Origin of the sequence: Clostridium sp. CS001, assembly GCF_020443565.1 — a bacterium.
Taxonomy (GTDB): domain Bacteria; phylum Bacillota; class Clostridia; order Clostridiales; family Clostridiaceae; genus Clostridium_AD.
Genome location: NZ_JAIZZN010000050.1, coordinates 1 through 13,788 on the forward strand (window position 1 = coordinate 1; position 13,788 = coordinate 13,788).

The following is a 13,788-nucleotide window of genomic DNA, read 5'->3' on the forward strand; positions in this document are numbered from 1 at the left end:
CCTGAGCCAGGATCAAACTCTCAATTTAAAAGTTTACACTTTTTAATTTGAAATGTTATAATCTGCGCCAACTGTTAGGTTGGTTAGCAAGCTCATTACAATTCTCTTAGTCTTGCAACTAAGAATTACTTTTTTGCTAAAGTAATTAACTGGTTTAACAAAATATTATTTTGTTTCTTTACCTATTTCTCTGTTTAATTTTCAAAGACCAATTTATTTTGTCATCATGTGACGACTTCTACTATTTTATCAGCTATTTATCTATTTGTCAACAGTTTATTAATCTTTTTAATTAAATTCTCTGTGACTATGATTGCTTTGCCACTGCTCACTTGCAGCAACATGTAATATCTTATCATAATCATTTATCTATATTTTATTCTATATTGTACTTACTTCAACAGAAGTTCACAGTAATCTCATTTCCTCACTTTTCCTACGTATTTCTCGTATTGATACACTAGGACTCGTATACATAGATTTTCTTATAAACTCAAACTAAATATTTGAATTTATAAGAATATATAACTGATTGATTCTTTATTTCATATTAAATTTCTAATTATACTAGATTACTTAATTACTTTCGTCTTATAGAAAACTACATGGTCTCTCCATTCACCGTTTATATATAAATACTTTTCACTTATACCAAGTTCTTTAAATCCACATTTTTTTAAAACTCTTTGTGATTTTTCATTATCCATTAAAGTAGTCGCTTCTATCCTATGTAATTCTAATTCCTCAAAGGCATATTCTACAGCAAGGTTTACCGCTTCCTTCATATATCCTTTACTTTGCTCTTTTTCATCCATGGAGTAACCTATAAAAGCATTTCTAAACACACCCATGACTATATTAGAGATTTTTATCTTACCAATAAGCCTATCTTCCTTATATATTCCGAAATTAACACCAGTAGCATTTAGAAATTGCTTATAACTCTCTGTTAAAGTGCGCTTTTGCATATTTAATGTATAAAATATCTCCTCCCTAGAAGGTTCAAAGCATCTTAAGAATTCCTTATTTCTTAAGTAGAAATCTAAAACTTCCTCAGCATCACTTGGAGTTAATACCCGAATTTTAATATTGTTGCCTTTAATACTAAGATCCTTTTCCATTAACCCTCTATTAAAATCAAAACTATTTATACCAAACATAAATTCTGATTGATATTCGGTTTTATTTATTATACTATCTGAAATAATACCTTCTAGGTCAAAACCTAGGTCAGTAAACGCACTTATATTTATACTTTCATTAGCCATAACATTCACCTTGTTTATGCTCATGTTTTTGAATAGTATACTCAATATAAGTTTTAGTGCGTCTTTTAGAAACTCATAACTCTCATTGGCATCTTTATGAAATTTCAATCTAAACTGACAAAACTTGTTCTGTTTGTCTAGCTCCACTATGAATATCCTTCCAAGTGTAATGCAAGTTTTATCCTTTATTATATACTCTCGCTCATTTCCCTTTACAGCTTCTATATTTACATATTTACCCTTGTTCATTATTAACCTCTCTATCTACAATGAAATGTCCTTTTGTGTTTATATAAATAAGATATATAAAAATGATTGATATTATTAGACTTATGGGTATCATGTAAAATGCAAAGTAAGTACCAATTTTATCGTTTAATTTGCCTATTACTAAATTAAGTATCATACTAACTGACGAAGTTAATGTAATTATAACTCCTGTTATATAAGAAGTATTTTCTTTAAACACCTTGCTTATTGTAAGCACTAGAGTTGGAAATGCTATGGCAAAAAAGAAACCTGAACTAGATATTACTATAAGCCCTTTTTCTCCAATAACTAACCCTAAAGTGAACAAACTTACTGCAATTATTAAAGAACCCATAATTGTTTTTAATGAACCTAACTTTTCAACTACAAATCCTCCCAATAACCTTCCTATGCTAAATATCACTAAAAACATAACACTATAAAAAGCACTCTTACTACTATCATATTTATAGTTATCTTTTATATAATTCACCAACCAACTTGTTGTTGCAATTTCAGAAAATACATAAAATCCTAATGCAAATACATAAAAAAATACCACCTTATTCTTTAACACACTTAAAATACTTACTTTATTACCCTCGCTGTATTTATGAGTATGGGGCATCTTTATAAAAGAAAATAGAATAAGTATTACTAAGAATAAACCCGATATTCCCATATATATATTTCTCCAGGTAAAACCTATAGACATAAGTTTTCCACCTATTGCTTGACCTGATGCCCCACCTACACCGTAACAAAAATGGATTATGTTCATAAGAATTGCTTGATAACTTATAAGTAATACAGGTACTATTGTATTTATTGATATACTTATAAGCGATAATCCTATATTCATAATAAACATACCTGTTATAAATCCCACATAGCTACCTACCACTGATAATAATATCAGCGAAAGAATCATAAAACTGACCCCTAACATAATAACTCGTTTTTGCCCTATCTTTTCACAAAGTATTCCACCTATATAAGAAAATAATATATATGCTAAGGAACCAATAAAGAGCATTACGCCTATACCAGTATTGTCTATACTAAAATCTGATTTAAAAGATGGTATAAATATGCCCCTAGTATTTTCAGCCATTGCATTTAGTATCATTAACATAAATATAAAAGCTATAACTACGTAATTGTTCTTGTTTTTCAATTAATCCCCCCCTAAACCCCTAAACAGATAGGTGCTCATTAATCTTCATTATTTCCTACTTCCATACCATAATCTTAGATATTCTTTTTAATTAAATCCTTAATCACTTCTCCACCAAGTATCATACCTGCCACTGGAGGAACAAAAGATATGCTGCCTGGGATTTGTCTTTTAATAGCACATTTTTTTGAACCACCTGTACATATACAACCTTCCTTACATGTTATAACTTCATCAAGCTTTGGTTTCGTTGGAATTTCCTCTGAATAAACAACCTTAAGGCTTTCAATATTTCTCTTCCTAAGTTCATGTCTCATAACTTTTGCAAGAGGACATATCTTCGTATCATAGATATCTGCAACTCTAAATAAAGTTGGATCCAATTTATTCCCTGTACCCATACTACATATAATATCTATGTTATGATCCCTACAATATTCTACTAAAGCTAACTTTGAAGTTACTGTATCAATTGCATCTACAACATAATCTGTATCTTCTGTAATTATCTCTGCCATATTCTCTGCTGTTACAAATGTTTCATGAGTGATAACTTCGCATTTAGGATTAATTTCAAGTATTCTATCCTTCATTACTAAAACCTTGCTTTTACCTACGGTTTTAAATGTAGCATGTATCTGCCTGTTTATATTAGTTAAACATAATGTATCGTCATCAATTAATACAAGCTTCCCGACACCAGCTCTTACTAGTGCTTCAACTGTATAACTTCCAACTCCACCTATTCCGAAAACTACAACTTTACTTTGACTTAACTTATCTAAACCTTCTTTACCTATAAGTAACTCTGTTCTTGATAATGCATGTTGTGCCATATACTTATTTCTCCTTTGTAATATGTATTTTTATAAATATATGAATATATTCATAAGATAAATCAATATTTTAGTATCTTTATATTATAACCATTAATTATAATTATTTTGACATAAAGTAATCAATTTAACAAGCATTTAAATTTAACTAATCTTATTTTTCAATTCTTCTATTGTCTTTAATAATATTTCTTGATTCTTCTTATGCTCTTCCTGATTTTCCATTAACAAATCAATCTTATAGTGCAAGTCTTCTATTATAATCTCAGATTTTAAATTAATAAGGTAGTCATTTGCAGCTGTTAATCTATCTTTTTCTGTTTGACGATTTTGCGACATCATAATTACCGGGGCTTGTATAGCAGCAAGACAAGATAATATTAGATTTAAAAATACAAATGGATATGAATCAAATGCTTTACTACTTAGAATAATAGCATTCAATATAATCCAAATTGCTAGCACCACACCAAAACTTATTATAAATGTCCAACTACCACCAAACATAGCTATTTTATCAGCAGTCCTTTGCCCTAATGTTAGGTTTTCATCATGTGCATTATTTACATTTTTTGAAATCTTACCACTAATAAGTTCATGGAGTAATTCTTCATCAATATTACATCCATCTAGATCCTTATCTTTTTCTAATATTTCTCGTATTAGCTCCTCTTTGCTATTTCTCATTACATCTTTATCATCCATAAATAACCGCTCCTATTTCATTACTTTTTTTTATAATATTTTTGTTATAAACTTAAAAAAAGGAAGAGGTGCTGGATAGTGATCCAACCCTACTTCCCTTTTTCCTACCTAGGACAAAAATTATAATTCGTGAACAAATATTCCACTTTGAAGCTTTGGCTCAAACCAAGTTGATTTTGGAGGCATTATTTGACCTGCGTTTGCTATATCCATTAAATCGTCCATAGTTGTAGCGCACATAGAAAATGCAACTTTCATGCCTTCATTAACTCTTCTTTCAAGTTCTCCAAGTCCTCTAATTCCGCCTACGAAATCGATTCTGCTATTTGTTCTTGGATCATCAATTCCTAAAATAGGCTCTAATAGATTCTTTTGAAGTATTGATACGTCAAGTCTTTCTACTGGATCTTTCATATCAAAAGTGCCTTCTTTAGCAGCTAATTTATACCACTTTTTATCTAAGAACATTCCGTATGTTCTTTGATCTTCAGGTTTAAATTGTCCTGCACCTGCATAAGGAGTTACATCAAATTTTTCAGCAACTTTATTCATAAACTCTTCAGAAGAGTTTCCGTTTAAATCTGCAACTACTCTGTTATAATCCATTACATATAAATCATTGTCTGGGAATATAACTGATAGGAAGTAATTGAATTCCTCATCACCAGTGTATGATGGGTTTTCTTTTCTTCTCATTAGTCCAACTTTACAAGCTGAAGCTGATCTGTGATGTCCATCAGCTATATATAAATAATCTGTTTCAGCAAATATAGCTGATAGCTTACTTATAATTTCTTCTTGATCTATAACCCAAACAATTTGTGATACTCCGTCTTCTGATTTAAAATCATATACTGGAGTTTTAGTTTCTGTCCAATTCTTTACTATACTATCTATTTCATCTTTATGTCTGTATGTTAGGAATATTGGTCCTGTATTTGAGTTTGTATAATCAACGTGATTGATTCTATCAAGCTCTTTATCTGCTCTCGTTAACTCATGCTTTTTGATTATATCATTCATATAATCATCAATTGAAGCACATGCAACTATACCAGTTTGAGGTCTTCCATTCATTATTTGTCTGTAAATATACATACAAGGCTTATCCTCTTGTAGATATATTTTATCACTAATCATTTTTTGAAGATTTTCTCTAGCCTTTGAATATACTTGCTCACTATGAAGGTCTATTCCTGGCTCTAAATCTACTTCTGGCTTATCAACATGTAAAAATGAATAAGGGTTTCCCTTTACCATTTCTCTTGCCTCTTCACTATTCATAACATCATAAGGAAGAGCTGCTACTTTCTGAACTAAATCTACTTGTGGTCTAAATGCCTTAAAAGGTCTTACTACTGCCATAATTATTCCTCCCGATTTTAATTGATTTATTTGAAGAAATCACAAATAATACTTACTATTTCAGTACCGATTCTTGTTTGAGCTTCTTTTGTTGCAGCACCAATGTGTGGTGTTACAGAAACTTTTGGATGATTAACTAGTGCTTCGTTTTTAGTTGGCTCTTCAACAAATACGTCGATTCCAGCTCCTGCGAGTTTTCCACTGTCTAAAGCTTCTAATAAAGCAGTTTCATCAACAACTCCACCTCTAGCACAGTTAATTAGGTACGCTCCATCTTTCATCATAGCTATTTGATCTTTTCCTATAGTAGCACCTTGCTCTTTGAAGAAAGGTATATGTAATGAAACATAATCTGCTCTTCTTAAAACATTGTTTAGGTCACAGAATTCATTCTCTTCACAATCAGCTGCTTTTCCTATTATATCTGTATATATAACTGTCATTCCAAGAGCAGATGCTTTTTTAGCAAGTTCTCTTGATATTCTTCCAAACCCAATTAAGCCTAAAGTTTTTCCTCCAATTTCTACGCCTTCATACTTCTTCTTATCCCATTTACCTTGTCTCATAGACACATTAGATATATTGATAAATCTTGATAATGCAAACATATGAGCAATTGCAAGTTCAGCTACAGAAGCACTACTTGCGTTTGGAGTGTTAGAAACTTTTATACCTTTTTCCATAGCATAAGCTACATCAATGTTGTCTACTCCAACTCCGCCACGAATAACAAGTTTTAATCTTCCTTCTTCATCAGCTTTATCAATTATTGCTCTTGTAATCTTTGTTGCAGATCTAACTACAACTACATCAAATGCTTTTAATTCCTCACCTAAAACTTCTGGCTCATAAAATTGTTCAACAACTTCAAACCCTTTAGCTTTTAAATCTTCAATCCCGCTTTTCTCCATACCATCTGTAACTAATACTCTAATCATAATAATCCTCCTCTTTAATTAATCCATTTTAGTGGATCTTAAACTAATTGTATTATTTTAATGATTACTAAAAGTTAAATTAAGAATGAAAGATTAAATGTAATCTTTCATTCTTAATTTTAATTGTTAATTATTCAAGTCCTAATATTTCAGTTATTATTGCTAGTATTTCTTCAATTTCTTGTGGTGTAGTTTCAGCCATATGAGCTATTCTAAATGTCTTATCTTTTAACTTTCCGTAACCATTAGAAATCATAAAGCCTTTTTCAGCCAATTTCTTATTTAAGTCAGAAACATTAATTTCTCTTGTGTTTTTAATGTTAGTTAATGTGTTTGACATATATTTTTCTTCTGGTAATACTTCAAAGTATTTTGTAGCCCATTCACGAACAAGTTTTGCACCAGCAATATGTCTTGCATATCTATTGTCTAATCCTTCTGCCATCATCTTATCTAATTGATAATCTAAAGCAAACATGTGAGATAATGATGGTGTAGATGGATATTGATAATCTTTCTTTTGTATGTAATCATACATCTCTAATAAATCGAAATACATTCCTCTGTTTGTAACTTGTTTAGCTCTTTCTACTGCTTTAGTTGAGAATGAACATATAGCCATTCCTGCAGGTAATCCTAAACATTTTTGAGTTGATGTTATACAAATATCTATAGCCCATTCATCTGCTTTTATTTCTGTTCCACCAGCGTTACTTACAGCATCTACGCATACAACAACTTCTGGATATTTTTTATAAACAGCTGAAAGAGCATCCATGTCATTCATAAGTCCTGTTGAAGTCTCATTCATAGTAATAGTTATTAAGTCATACTTTCCAGTTGATAATACTTCTTCAAGCATTTCTGGAGTTGTTGGTGTGCCCCACTCAGATTCAAATTTATCTGCTGGAACTCCGTTAGCTGTACACATATCAAACCATCTGTTTCCAAATGCTCCTACTGAGAATACTGCTGCTCTTTTTGCTGTACATGAACGAACAGCACCTTCCATTAATCCACTTCCTGAACTAGTTGAAAGTAATATCTCTTCTTTAGTGTTAAACACTTTTCTCATTTTATCGCTTATGTTTCTTTGTAGCGCTGAAGCTTCTTTGCCCCTATGTGATATTTGAGGAGTAGCCATTTTTAAAAGTACATCTTCTGCTACCTCTACTGGTCCTGGTATAAATAATCTTTTATGCATAATTGAACCTCCAAGTTTTGGCCTCTGCCATTTTTTATTCGTTTACGATTTGTCTTGAAGTCTTATAATCGTTTTCATTCCTATTCTAACACTTAAATATAAATTTCTCAATATCATAGACATAAATATTCCAATAACTTTAACATATAATCTACATTAATTATATAAAAGTATATCTTATTATAACATATATCCCACATATTTCACAAAATTACTATTTAGATGTCACTTTAAAATATTAACAATCTAGTATTTTCTTTATCCTTGATCCAGACTTGATAAAACTTTATCATACAAATCAACTTAATCTTATTATTTCCCTGATTTCATCAAATAATCCCTCTGTGCATCTTTCCCTTATATAATTAATGCAACTGTTACAACTTTCGGCCTCATAAGTAATCATATTTATCAATTCTAGATCATTTATAGACCTATATTTATGACAATTTTGAGCTACTCTCATTTTTACGTCATCTGAAACCATCTTTTCCTCCTATATTCCAATTTATATTTCAATTTAAAATATTAGTTTTAGTCTTCCTTTTATTTAAGTTTTCAATTCTCAATTTTGTATAATATATAACTTAAAAACTACCTTTACGTTTTTATATGAATTAGATAAAGCTACTAAAACATAAAATGTTCTAGTAGCTTCCATATTAATCGTTTATTATTGATTCAGTTTCCCTACAATATCTTGTAGTTAAACACTGTCCTAAATTTCTTGGACATCTTTTACACATACAGTCTGAAACATTACCATCACACTTCTTTGTTAAAGCTTCAGGACATTTCTCACAGTTATCTCCACCTACAGCCATTTCATCACCTACCACTTCAACTTAAGTTATTTTATAAATAGTTATTATTAATACATGCTATACTACTCTTCTTCACTCTCTGTCTCATAATTCATTCTGTACTTAATCATTATCTCATTTAAAATATCAGCCACTATCGGTGGCGTATATGTAATTGCATTAGCCCCCGCTTTTATAGTTTCTAGTATACTATCTTCATTAGGGCCTCCTGTTGCAATTATAGGGAAGTCAGGATGTTTTTCTCTTATCTTTTTAACTATATAAGCCGTTCTTTTAGCCCCTGAGACATTAAGTATTGTTGCTCCAGCCTCTATTCTTGCTTCTATATCCTCAAATTCAGATATAACTGTAACTATTATTGGAATATCTACAGTCTCTCTTATTTTTCTTATAACTTCATTAGAAATTGGACTATTAACAACTATTCCCATAGCTCCCTTAAACTCAGCATCTAATGCTAAATTTATCACTCTTCTTCCGCTAGTAATCCCTCCTCCAACGCCACAAAATACTGGCACATCTGCTGCAAGCAGCAACGCTTCTGTTATTATTGGTTGAGGTGTAAACGGATATACAGCAATAACTGCATCTGCATTTGTATTTCTCATTACTGCTACATCAGTAGTAAAAACAAATGACTTTAATCTCTTTCCAAATATTATAATACCACTAGCTTCCCTTATTATAGTTGGTAGCTCAATCATATGACTTCTTAAGGTCCCCTTTATTTCAGGTACCTTTTTATTTAAACTTTTATTTTCTATATTATTTTTCATTTCATCTGTCTCCTTTTTATTGATTAAATCATCACCTGCGGCGCTGCCATATTAAAACTAGCATAATATCTATGGTACCCCTAATTTTTTATCAATACTCATATCTTAATTATACTTAAAATAGTTATTTATTTCTACCCATGTTACTTATATTAATAAATTTGTACTAGTATCTCCTTGATATTTAATATAAACTATATATATATAGTTTAATTTTAATTATAAAGGAGGTCTTTGATGCAAAGAAAAATCCATTCTACTTATTATATGTTTATTTGCTTTTCTTTACTTTTCATAACCTTGGCATTTATCATGGATACGCCTATGCAAATCTTCTTAGGTTTAAAAAAGATACTTTTTGAACCTAATATACTAATAACGGATTACATAGAACTTGCAGGTATTGGTGCAGCTTTTATTAATATGTCTTTAGTAATTTTAGCCTCTATAACTCTACTTGTGTGCGTTGGAATAAAACCAAATGGATCCACTATAGCTTTACTATTTACAATGGCTGGTTTCTCTCTTTTCGGCAAAAACATTATAAATATTTGGCCCATAATATTTGGTGTATGGTTATATTCTAGTTATCAAAAGGAAAGATTTATAAATTATGTTCTAATAGCGTTATTTGGGACAACCTTATCCCCTACCGTTAACCAACTAGCATTATTAGGTCATCTGCCTTTTGATGGAGATATAATTGTAGGATTATTAATAAGTACCTTTATTGGTTTTATTCTTCCCCCAATGGCAGCTTATTGTCTAAAACTTCATCAAGGTTATAATCTTTATAACATAGGTTTCGCAGCTGGACTCCTTGCTACGTTACTTATGTCTTTATTAAGAGCTTTTGGTATAAATTTTGAAAGTAGATTACTTTGGTCTACAGGCAATAATCTATTGTTTTCTATAATATTAATTTCTTTATTCTTACTAATGATATTAATTGGATACCTAGAAAATGATAAAAGTTTTAAGGGCTTATTTAAGATTTATAAACAGCCTGGTAGATTAGTAAGTGATTATTACCTTATATTTGGGCGGGGTGCCACTATAATAAATATGGGTATCCTAGGTATATACGCTACTATACTGGTACTTATAATCGGAGGAGACCTTAATGGTCCTACTATAGGTGGAATATTAACCATTGTTGGTTTTGGTGCATTTGGAAAACATCTTCGAAATGTATTTCCTGTTATGATCGGCGCAATGCTATCATCACTATTAAATATTTGGCCCATAACTTCACCTGGGATGGTTCTTGGCATATTATTTAGTTCAACATTAGCTCCTATTGCCGGTCAGTTTGGATGGATTTACGGTGCAATTGCTGGCTTTTTACAGATTTGCTTAGCGATGAACCTTGGTTATCTTCATGGTGGCTTAAATTTATACAGTAACGGTTTTGCAGGAGGCGTAGTGTGTATAATCCTTGTACCGATTATTACAGCATTTAGAAGGGAGCTAAAATAATATTGAAACATACAAATCAAAGAAATATAAAAATAGTAACTGAATTATTGAGTTATTTCTATAACCATGGCTCATATAATGTTCATATCGACATAAATAAAGAGGATGAAAAGGTAATTATATTTATAAAAGCATATATATCTTTTATGTCCAGTGAAAACCTAGAGTTTTTAAAAAAATCACTAAACGTACAAAGACTTCATGAAATGGAAGAATACTATTGGAATCTTACAGGGGATAACGATACAGATACAGAGCTTACCCTTGTAGGCATGATGATTGATGAAGCTCACATAAATTATGTAGAAGGCAAGTATCTAGAATTAACCTTGACTAGAATACCATAAATAAACTTTAATAGTTGCGTTGTTTAACTTTTTATTTATCAGGCTCTAGAAGGCTTAATAAAAATTTATTTTTAAATCTTCTAGAACCTTGGTTTATAATTCCACTTAAGATTTTAATATCTCAATAATTAGTTTCTATATCACACCTATACGCATTTTCTTCATTATATCCAATCTCTTTTAATAATTTTCTCACAACCCTTTTACCTATCTCATCTTCGCTCATTTCACAAAGGGCATCATCTATATTTCCCCACTGAGCCCATTCAACCTCAGATGATTTATTTATTTCCCCTTCAACATACCTTGCCATAAACGTTAGCATTATAATTTCTTTAGAAGCCAAATACTCACTTCCCAAATACTTTATATCGTTAACACTTATCCCTGTTTCCTCTTTGACTTCCCTATATACAGTTTCTTCAACAGTTTCTCCATTAGTTACGTACCCAGATACTAATACTTTTGAATTCTTAAAAATATAGCTTTGCTTAAGAAGTAAAATTTCCTTGCCCTTCATAACTGCAACTACTACACAAGGCTTCGGTGTATCAAAATACATAATATTATCCACAGGACAATATGGAACTCCGCCTTCATCCCAACTATACTTTTCTATTAGTTCTCCTCCACATTGTGGACAATATTTAAATTTCAAAATTTCTCCCCCTATATATATTCGTAATTTAATTATTACTTATTTTAAAAAAACTATCAATACATATCTTAAATAATGTAAAAATTATAACATAATCTCAACTGATTTACTTAAAGTTATAAAATCTTCACCAACCTCACATTCATAAGCAAAGACATCAACTCCACTCTTATAAGCTAATCTTAATGCTTCACCAAATTCCACATCCATATCATCATTAGGTGAAAACTCACTTATTCCGTTCATTTGAATAAGAAACATAACTCCAGCTCCAAACCCTAACCTCTTAGCCTCTACAAGTTCTAGTAAGTGTTTTGTACCCCTCTGCGTAGGTGCATCTGGAAACTTAGATTTACCATCTATCTCAAGCGTTACGCCCTTTACTTCAAGATAATACTCTTCTCCCATATCATTAGATAACTTGAAATCAAACCTGCTGTTACCAAAGGTCTTTTCTCTTTGTATTATATTATACTTAGCTAAGCTTTTTATCTTCTTATCGTTTAAGGCTTCTTCAACAACTTTGTTAGGGATTTGTGAATCTATATTAATTATTTTATCACCTTTAAATACTGCAAATAAATCATATAATGTTTTCCTAGTAGGGTTAAGTTCTTCTCTTAATAAAACTTTAGATTCAGCAATTAATATCTCCCTACATCTTCCAGTATTAGGTACATGAACCATAATTTCCTCGCCATTAAGTTTTATATAAGCTTGAAATCTATTTGGTCTACTTATAAATTCCGCAGCAAAAATTCTTTTATTTATAAACATAACTTCATCTCCATTTTTTTAAATATACACTACTTTGCAAAAGTTATCAACATTATCCACAGTAAATATAAAGTTTTATGTGGAAATGTTGATTATTATTTTATAAATGAAAAGATAATAATAACAAAAAAGCCCTTGCTTTCGCAAGGACTTTTGTATGGTGACTCCTAGGGGAATCGAACCCCTGATACCACCGTGAAAGGGTGGTGTCTTGACCGCTTGACCAAGGAGCCTTATTTTGTTTGGTGGCTTACCGGGGAATCGAACCCCGGACACCATGATTAAAAGTCATGTGCTCTACCAACTGAGCTAGTAAACCGTATTGGCTGGGAAGGCAGGATTTGAACCTACGAATGCCAGAGTCAAAGTCTGGTGCCTTACCGCTTGGCGACATCCCAATACCTATGGTGCGTCTTAAGGGATTCGAACCCCTGGCCCACGCCTTAGAAGGGCGTTGCTCTATCCAACTGAGCTAAAAACGCATAACAATAAAATGGAGCGGGTAGAGGGAATCGAACCCTCGTAACTAGCTTGGAAGGCTAGCACTCTACCATTAAGTAATACCCGCTTAAAGATGGTGCAGGTGAAGGGAGTCGAACCCATACACCGTAAGGCGCTAGATCCTAAGTCTAGTGCGTCTGCCAATTCCGCCACACCTGCATAAATGGTGACTCCTAGGGGAATCGAACCCCTGATACCACCGTGAAAGGGTGGTGTCTTGACCGCTTGACCAAGGAGCCTTATAAAATATTAAAATACTAAGATGTTAACATCTTAATATTTTAATATTGACCTGGCGACAACCTACTCTCCCACAAGGCTACCCCTGCAGTACCATTGGCGCATTGAAGCTTAACCGACCTGTTCGGTATGGGAAGGGGTGTTACCTTCATGCCATAATCACCAGATTTATTCTTTAGAAATAATATTGAGAATCTACCGTCGTTGACTACGGATACTATGTATAAATATACTCTCATTATCATCTCTTTACAGAGAAGATTTATTTTCTTTACAGAAAATATTCTCTCAAAATTGCACAGTGAATGTTTCTTCTTGCGAAGATATCGCTTATTTTATTTAATTAAGGTCAAGCCCTCGACTTATTAGTATTAGTCAGCTGAACATGTTACCATGCTTACACCTCTAACCTATCAACCTGGTGTTCTTCCAGGAGTCTTACTC

Annotated in this window: 14 protein-coding genes, 7 tRNA genes and 2 rRNA genes; 2 read left to right on the forward strand and 21 right to left on the reverse strand. The window is 31.7% G+C overall.

Annotated elements, in window-relative coordinates; genetic code table 11:
- Positions 1-572: 572 nt before the first annotated feature.
- From LGK97_RS18985 to LGK97_RS19030, 10 genes are all read right to left on the reverse strand, one after another.
- Positions 573-1,517, reverse strand: a complete 945-nt coding sequence (locus LGK97_RS18985; protein ID WP_226261793.1) for a GNAT family N-acetyltransferase — start codon at positions 1,515-1,517, stop codon at positions 573-575.
- Positions 1,504-2,694 carry an MFS transporter gene (locus LGK97_RS18990; RefSeq protein WP_226261795.1) on the reverse strand — a complete coding sequence of 397 codons (1,191 nt, stop codon included), beginning with the start codon at positions 2,692-2,694 and terminating at the stop codon, positions 1,504-1,506. The genes LGK97_RS18985 and LGK97_RS18990 overlap by 14 nt, the downstream gene beginning before the upstream one ends.
- Positions 2,695-2,768: 74 nt before the next feature.
- Positions 2,769-3,530 (reverse strand): ThiF family adenylyltransferase, encoded by a 762-nt coding sequence (locus LGK97_RS18995; protein ID WP_226261797.1) that lies wholly within the window; start codon positions 3,528-3,530, stop codon positions 2,769-2,771.
- A 144-nt stretch (positions 3,531-3,674) separates the two neighbouring features.
- Positions 3,675-4,235: a DUF1003 domain-containing protein gene (locus LGK97_RS19000; RefSeq protein ID WP_226261799.1), complete on the reverse strand. Its 561-nt coding sequence runs from the start codon at positions 4,233-4,235 to the stop codon at positions 3,675-3,677.
- Positions 4,236-4,355: 120 nt separating this feature from the next.
- On the reverse strand, positions 4,356-5,600 hold the full coding sequence (locus LGK97_RS19005) for a DUF1015 domain-containing protein (RefSeq protein WP_226261800.1): 1,245 nt from the start codon (positions 5,598-5,600) through the stop codon (positions 4,356-4,358).
- 26 nt (positions 5,601-5,626) lie between these two features.
- Positions 5,627-6,538, reverse strand: coding sequence for a D-2-hydroxyacid dehydrogenase (locus LGK97_RS19010; RefSeq protein ID WP_226261802.1), 912 nt, complete (start codon positions 6,536-6,538; stop codon positions 5,627-5,629).
- A 130-nt stretch (positions 6,539-6,668) separates the two neighbouring features.
- Complete coding sequence (locus LGK97_RS19015) at positions 6,669-7,742, reverse strand: pyridoxal-phosphate-dependent aminotransferase family protein (protein ID WP_226261804.1); 1,074 nt, start codon at positions 7,740-7,742, stop codon at positions 6,669-6,671.
- 298 nt (positions 7,743-8,040) lie between these two features.
- A complete protein-coding gene (locus tag LGK97_RS19020) occupies positions 8,041-8,229 on the reverse strand; it encodes a hypothetical protein (protein ID WP_226261811.1) in 189 nt (62 codons plus the stop codon).
- A 175-nt stretch (positions 8,230-8,404) separates the two neighbouring features.
- Complete coding sequence (locus LGK97_RS19025; protein ID WP_226261813.1) at positions 8,405-8,566, reverse strand: hypothetical protein; 162 nt, start codon at positions 8,564-8,566, stop codon at positions 8,405-8,407.
- A 62-nt stretch (positions 8,567-8,628) separates the two neighbouring features.
- Complete coding sequence (locus LGK97_RS19030) at positions 8,629-9,342, reverse strand: hydrolase (RefSeq protein ID WP_226261816.1); 714 nt, start codon at positions 9,340-9,342, stop codon at positions 8,629-8,631.
- 237 nt (positions 9,343-9,579) lie between these two features.
- On the opposite strand from LGK97_RS19030, the gene LGK97_RS19035 reads away from it, so the two are divergent.
- Entirely contained in the window at positions 9,580-10,821 is a 1,242-nt protein-coding gene (locus tag LGK97_RS19035; RefSeq protein WP_226261818.1) for a DUF1576 domain-containing protein, read from the forward strand.
- A gap of 2 nt (positions 10,822-10,823) precedes the next feature.
- Positions 10,824-11,168, forward strand: a complete 345-nt coding sequence (locus tag LGK97_RS19040) for a hypothetical protein (RefSeq protein WP_226261820.1) — start codon at positions 10,824-10,826, stop codon at positions 11,166-11,168.
- A 121-nt stretch (positions 11,169-11,289) separates the two neighbouring features.
- Here LGK97_RS19040 and LGK97_RS19045 read toward each other — a convergent pair whose 3' ends face one another.
- The 11 genes from LGK97_RS19045 to LGK97_RS19095 all read right to left on the reverse strand — a co-directional run.
- Positions 11,290-11,826 carry an NAD(+) diphosphatase gene (locus tag LGK97_RS19045; protein WP_226261822.1) on the reverse strand — a complete coding sequence of 179 codons (537 nt, stop codon included), beginning with the start codon at positions 11,824-11,826 and terminating at the stop codon, positions 11,290-11,292.
- Positions 11,827-11,910: 84 nt separating this feature from the next.
- Positions 11,911-12,603: a DNA/RNA nuclease SfsA gene (gene sfsA, locus LGK97_RS19050; RefSeq protein ID WP_226261824.1), complete on the reverse strand. Its 693-nt coding sequence runs from the start codon at positions 12,601-12,603 to the stop codon at positions 11,911-11,913.
- A gap of 158 nt (positions 12,604-12,761) precedes the next feature.
- Positions 12,762-12,836: transfer RNA gene (locus LGK97_RS19055), tRNA-Glu, on the reverse strand.
- A 10-nt stretch (positions 12,837-12,846) separates the two neighbouring features.
- Positions 12,847-12,922 (reverse strand) — tRNA-Lys (locus tag LGK97_RS19060).
- Positions 12,923-12,926: 4 nt separating this feature from the next.
- A tRNA-Gln gene (locus LGK97_RS19065) sits at positions 12,927-13,001 on the reverse strand.
- 7 nt (positions 13,002-13,008) lie between these two features.
- Positions 13,009-13,085, reverse strand: a tRNA-Arg gene (locus tag LGK97_RS19070).
- A gap of 12 nt (positions 13,086-13,097) precedes the next feature.
- Positions 13,098-13,171 (reverse strand) — tRNA-Gly (locus tag LGK97_RS19075).
- A gap of 7 nt (positions 13,172-13,178) precedes the next feature.
- Positions 13,179-13,263: transfer RNA gene (locus LGK97_RS19080), tRNA-Leu, on the reverse strand.
- A gap of 5 nt (positions 13,264-13,268) precedes the next feature.
- Positions 13,269-13,343 (reverse strand) — tRNA-Glu (locus LGK97_RS19085).
- 51 nt (positions 13,344-13,394) lie between these two features.
- Positions 13,395-13,511 (reverse strand): 5S ribosomal RNA (rrf, locus tag LGK97_RS19090).
- Positions 13,512-13,689: 178 nt separating this feature from the next.
- Positions 13,690-13,788 (reverse strand): 23S ribosomal RNA (locus tag LGK97_RS19095); the annotation flags it as partial.

What these genes read in the sequence shown, in the direction of transcription:
- LGK97_RS18985 (WP_226261793.1), bottom strand. Translation starts at nt 1,517, where the DNA reads ATGAACAAGGGTAAATATGTAAATATAGAAGCTGTAAAGGGAAATGAG.
- LGK97_RS19000 (WP_226261799.1), bottom strand. Translation starts at nt 4,235, where the DNA reads ATGGATGATAAAGATGTAATGAGAAATAGCAAAGAGGAGCTAATACGA.
- LGK97_RS19005 (WP_226261800.1), bottom strand. Translation starts at nt 5,600, where the DNA reads ATGGCAGTAGTAAGACCTTTTAAGGCATTTAGACCACAAGTAGATTTA.
- LGK97_RS18995 (WP_226261797.1), bottom strand. Translation starts at nt 3,530, where the DNA reads ATGGCACAACATGCATTATCAAGAACAGAGTTACTTATAGGTAAAGAA.
- LGK97_RS19025 (WP_226261813.1), bottom strand. Translation starts at nt 8,566, where the DNA reads ATGGCTGTAGGTGGAGATAACTGTGAGAAATGTCCTGAAGCTTTAACA.
- sfsA (WP_226261824.1), bottom strand. Translation starts at nt 12,603, where the DNA reads ATGTTTATAAATAAAAGAATTTTTGCTGCGGAATTTATAAGTAGACCA.
- LGK97_RS19010 (WP_226261802.1), bottom strand. Translation starts at nt 6,538, where the DNA reads ATGATTAGAGTATTAGTTACAGATGGTATGGAGAAAAGCGGGATTGAA.
- LGK97_RS19020 (WP_226261811.1), bottom strand. Translation starts at nt 8,229, where the DNA reads ATGGTTTCAGATGACGTAAAAATGAGAGTAGCTCAAAATTGTCATAAA.
- LGK97_RS19035 (WP_226261818.1), top strand. Translation starts at nt 9,580, where the DNA reads ATGCAAAGAAAAATCCATTCTACTTATTATATGTTTATTTGCTTTTCT.
- LGK97_RS19015 (WP_226261804.1), bottom strand. Translation starts at nt 7,742, where the DNA reads ATGCATAAAAGATTATTTATACCAGGACCAGTAGAGGTAGCAGAAGAT.
- LGK97_RS19030 (WP_226261816.1), bottom strand. Translation starts at nt 9,342, where the DNA reads ATGAAAAATAATATAGAAAATAAAAGTTTAAATAAAAAGGTACCTGAA.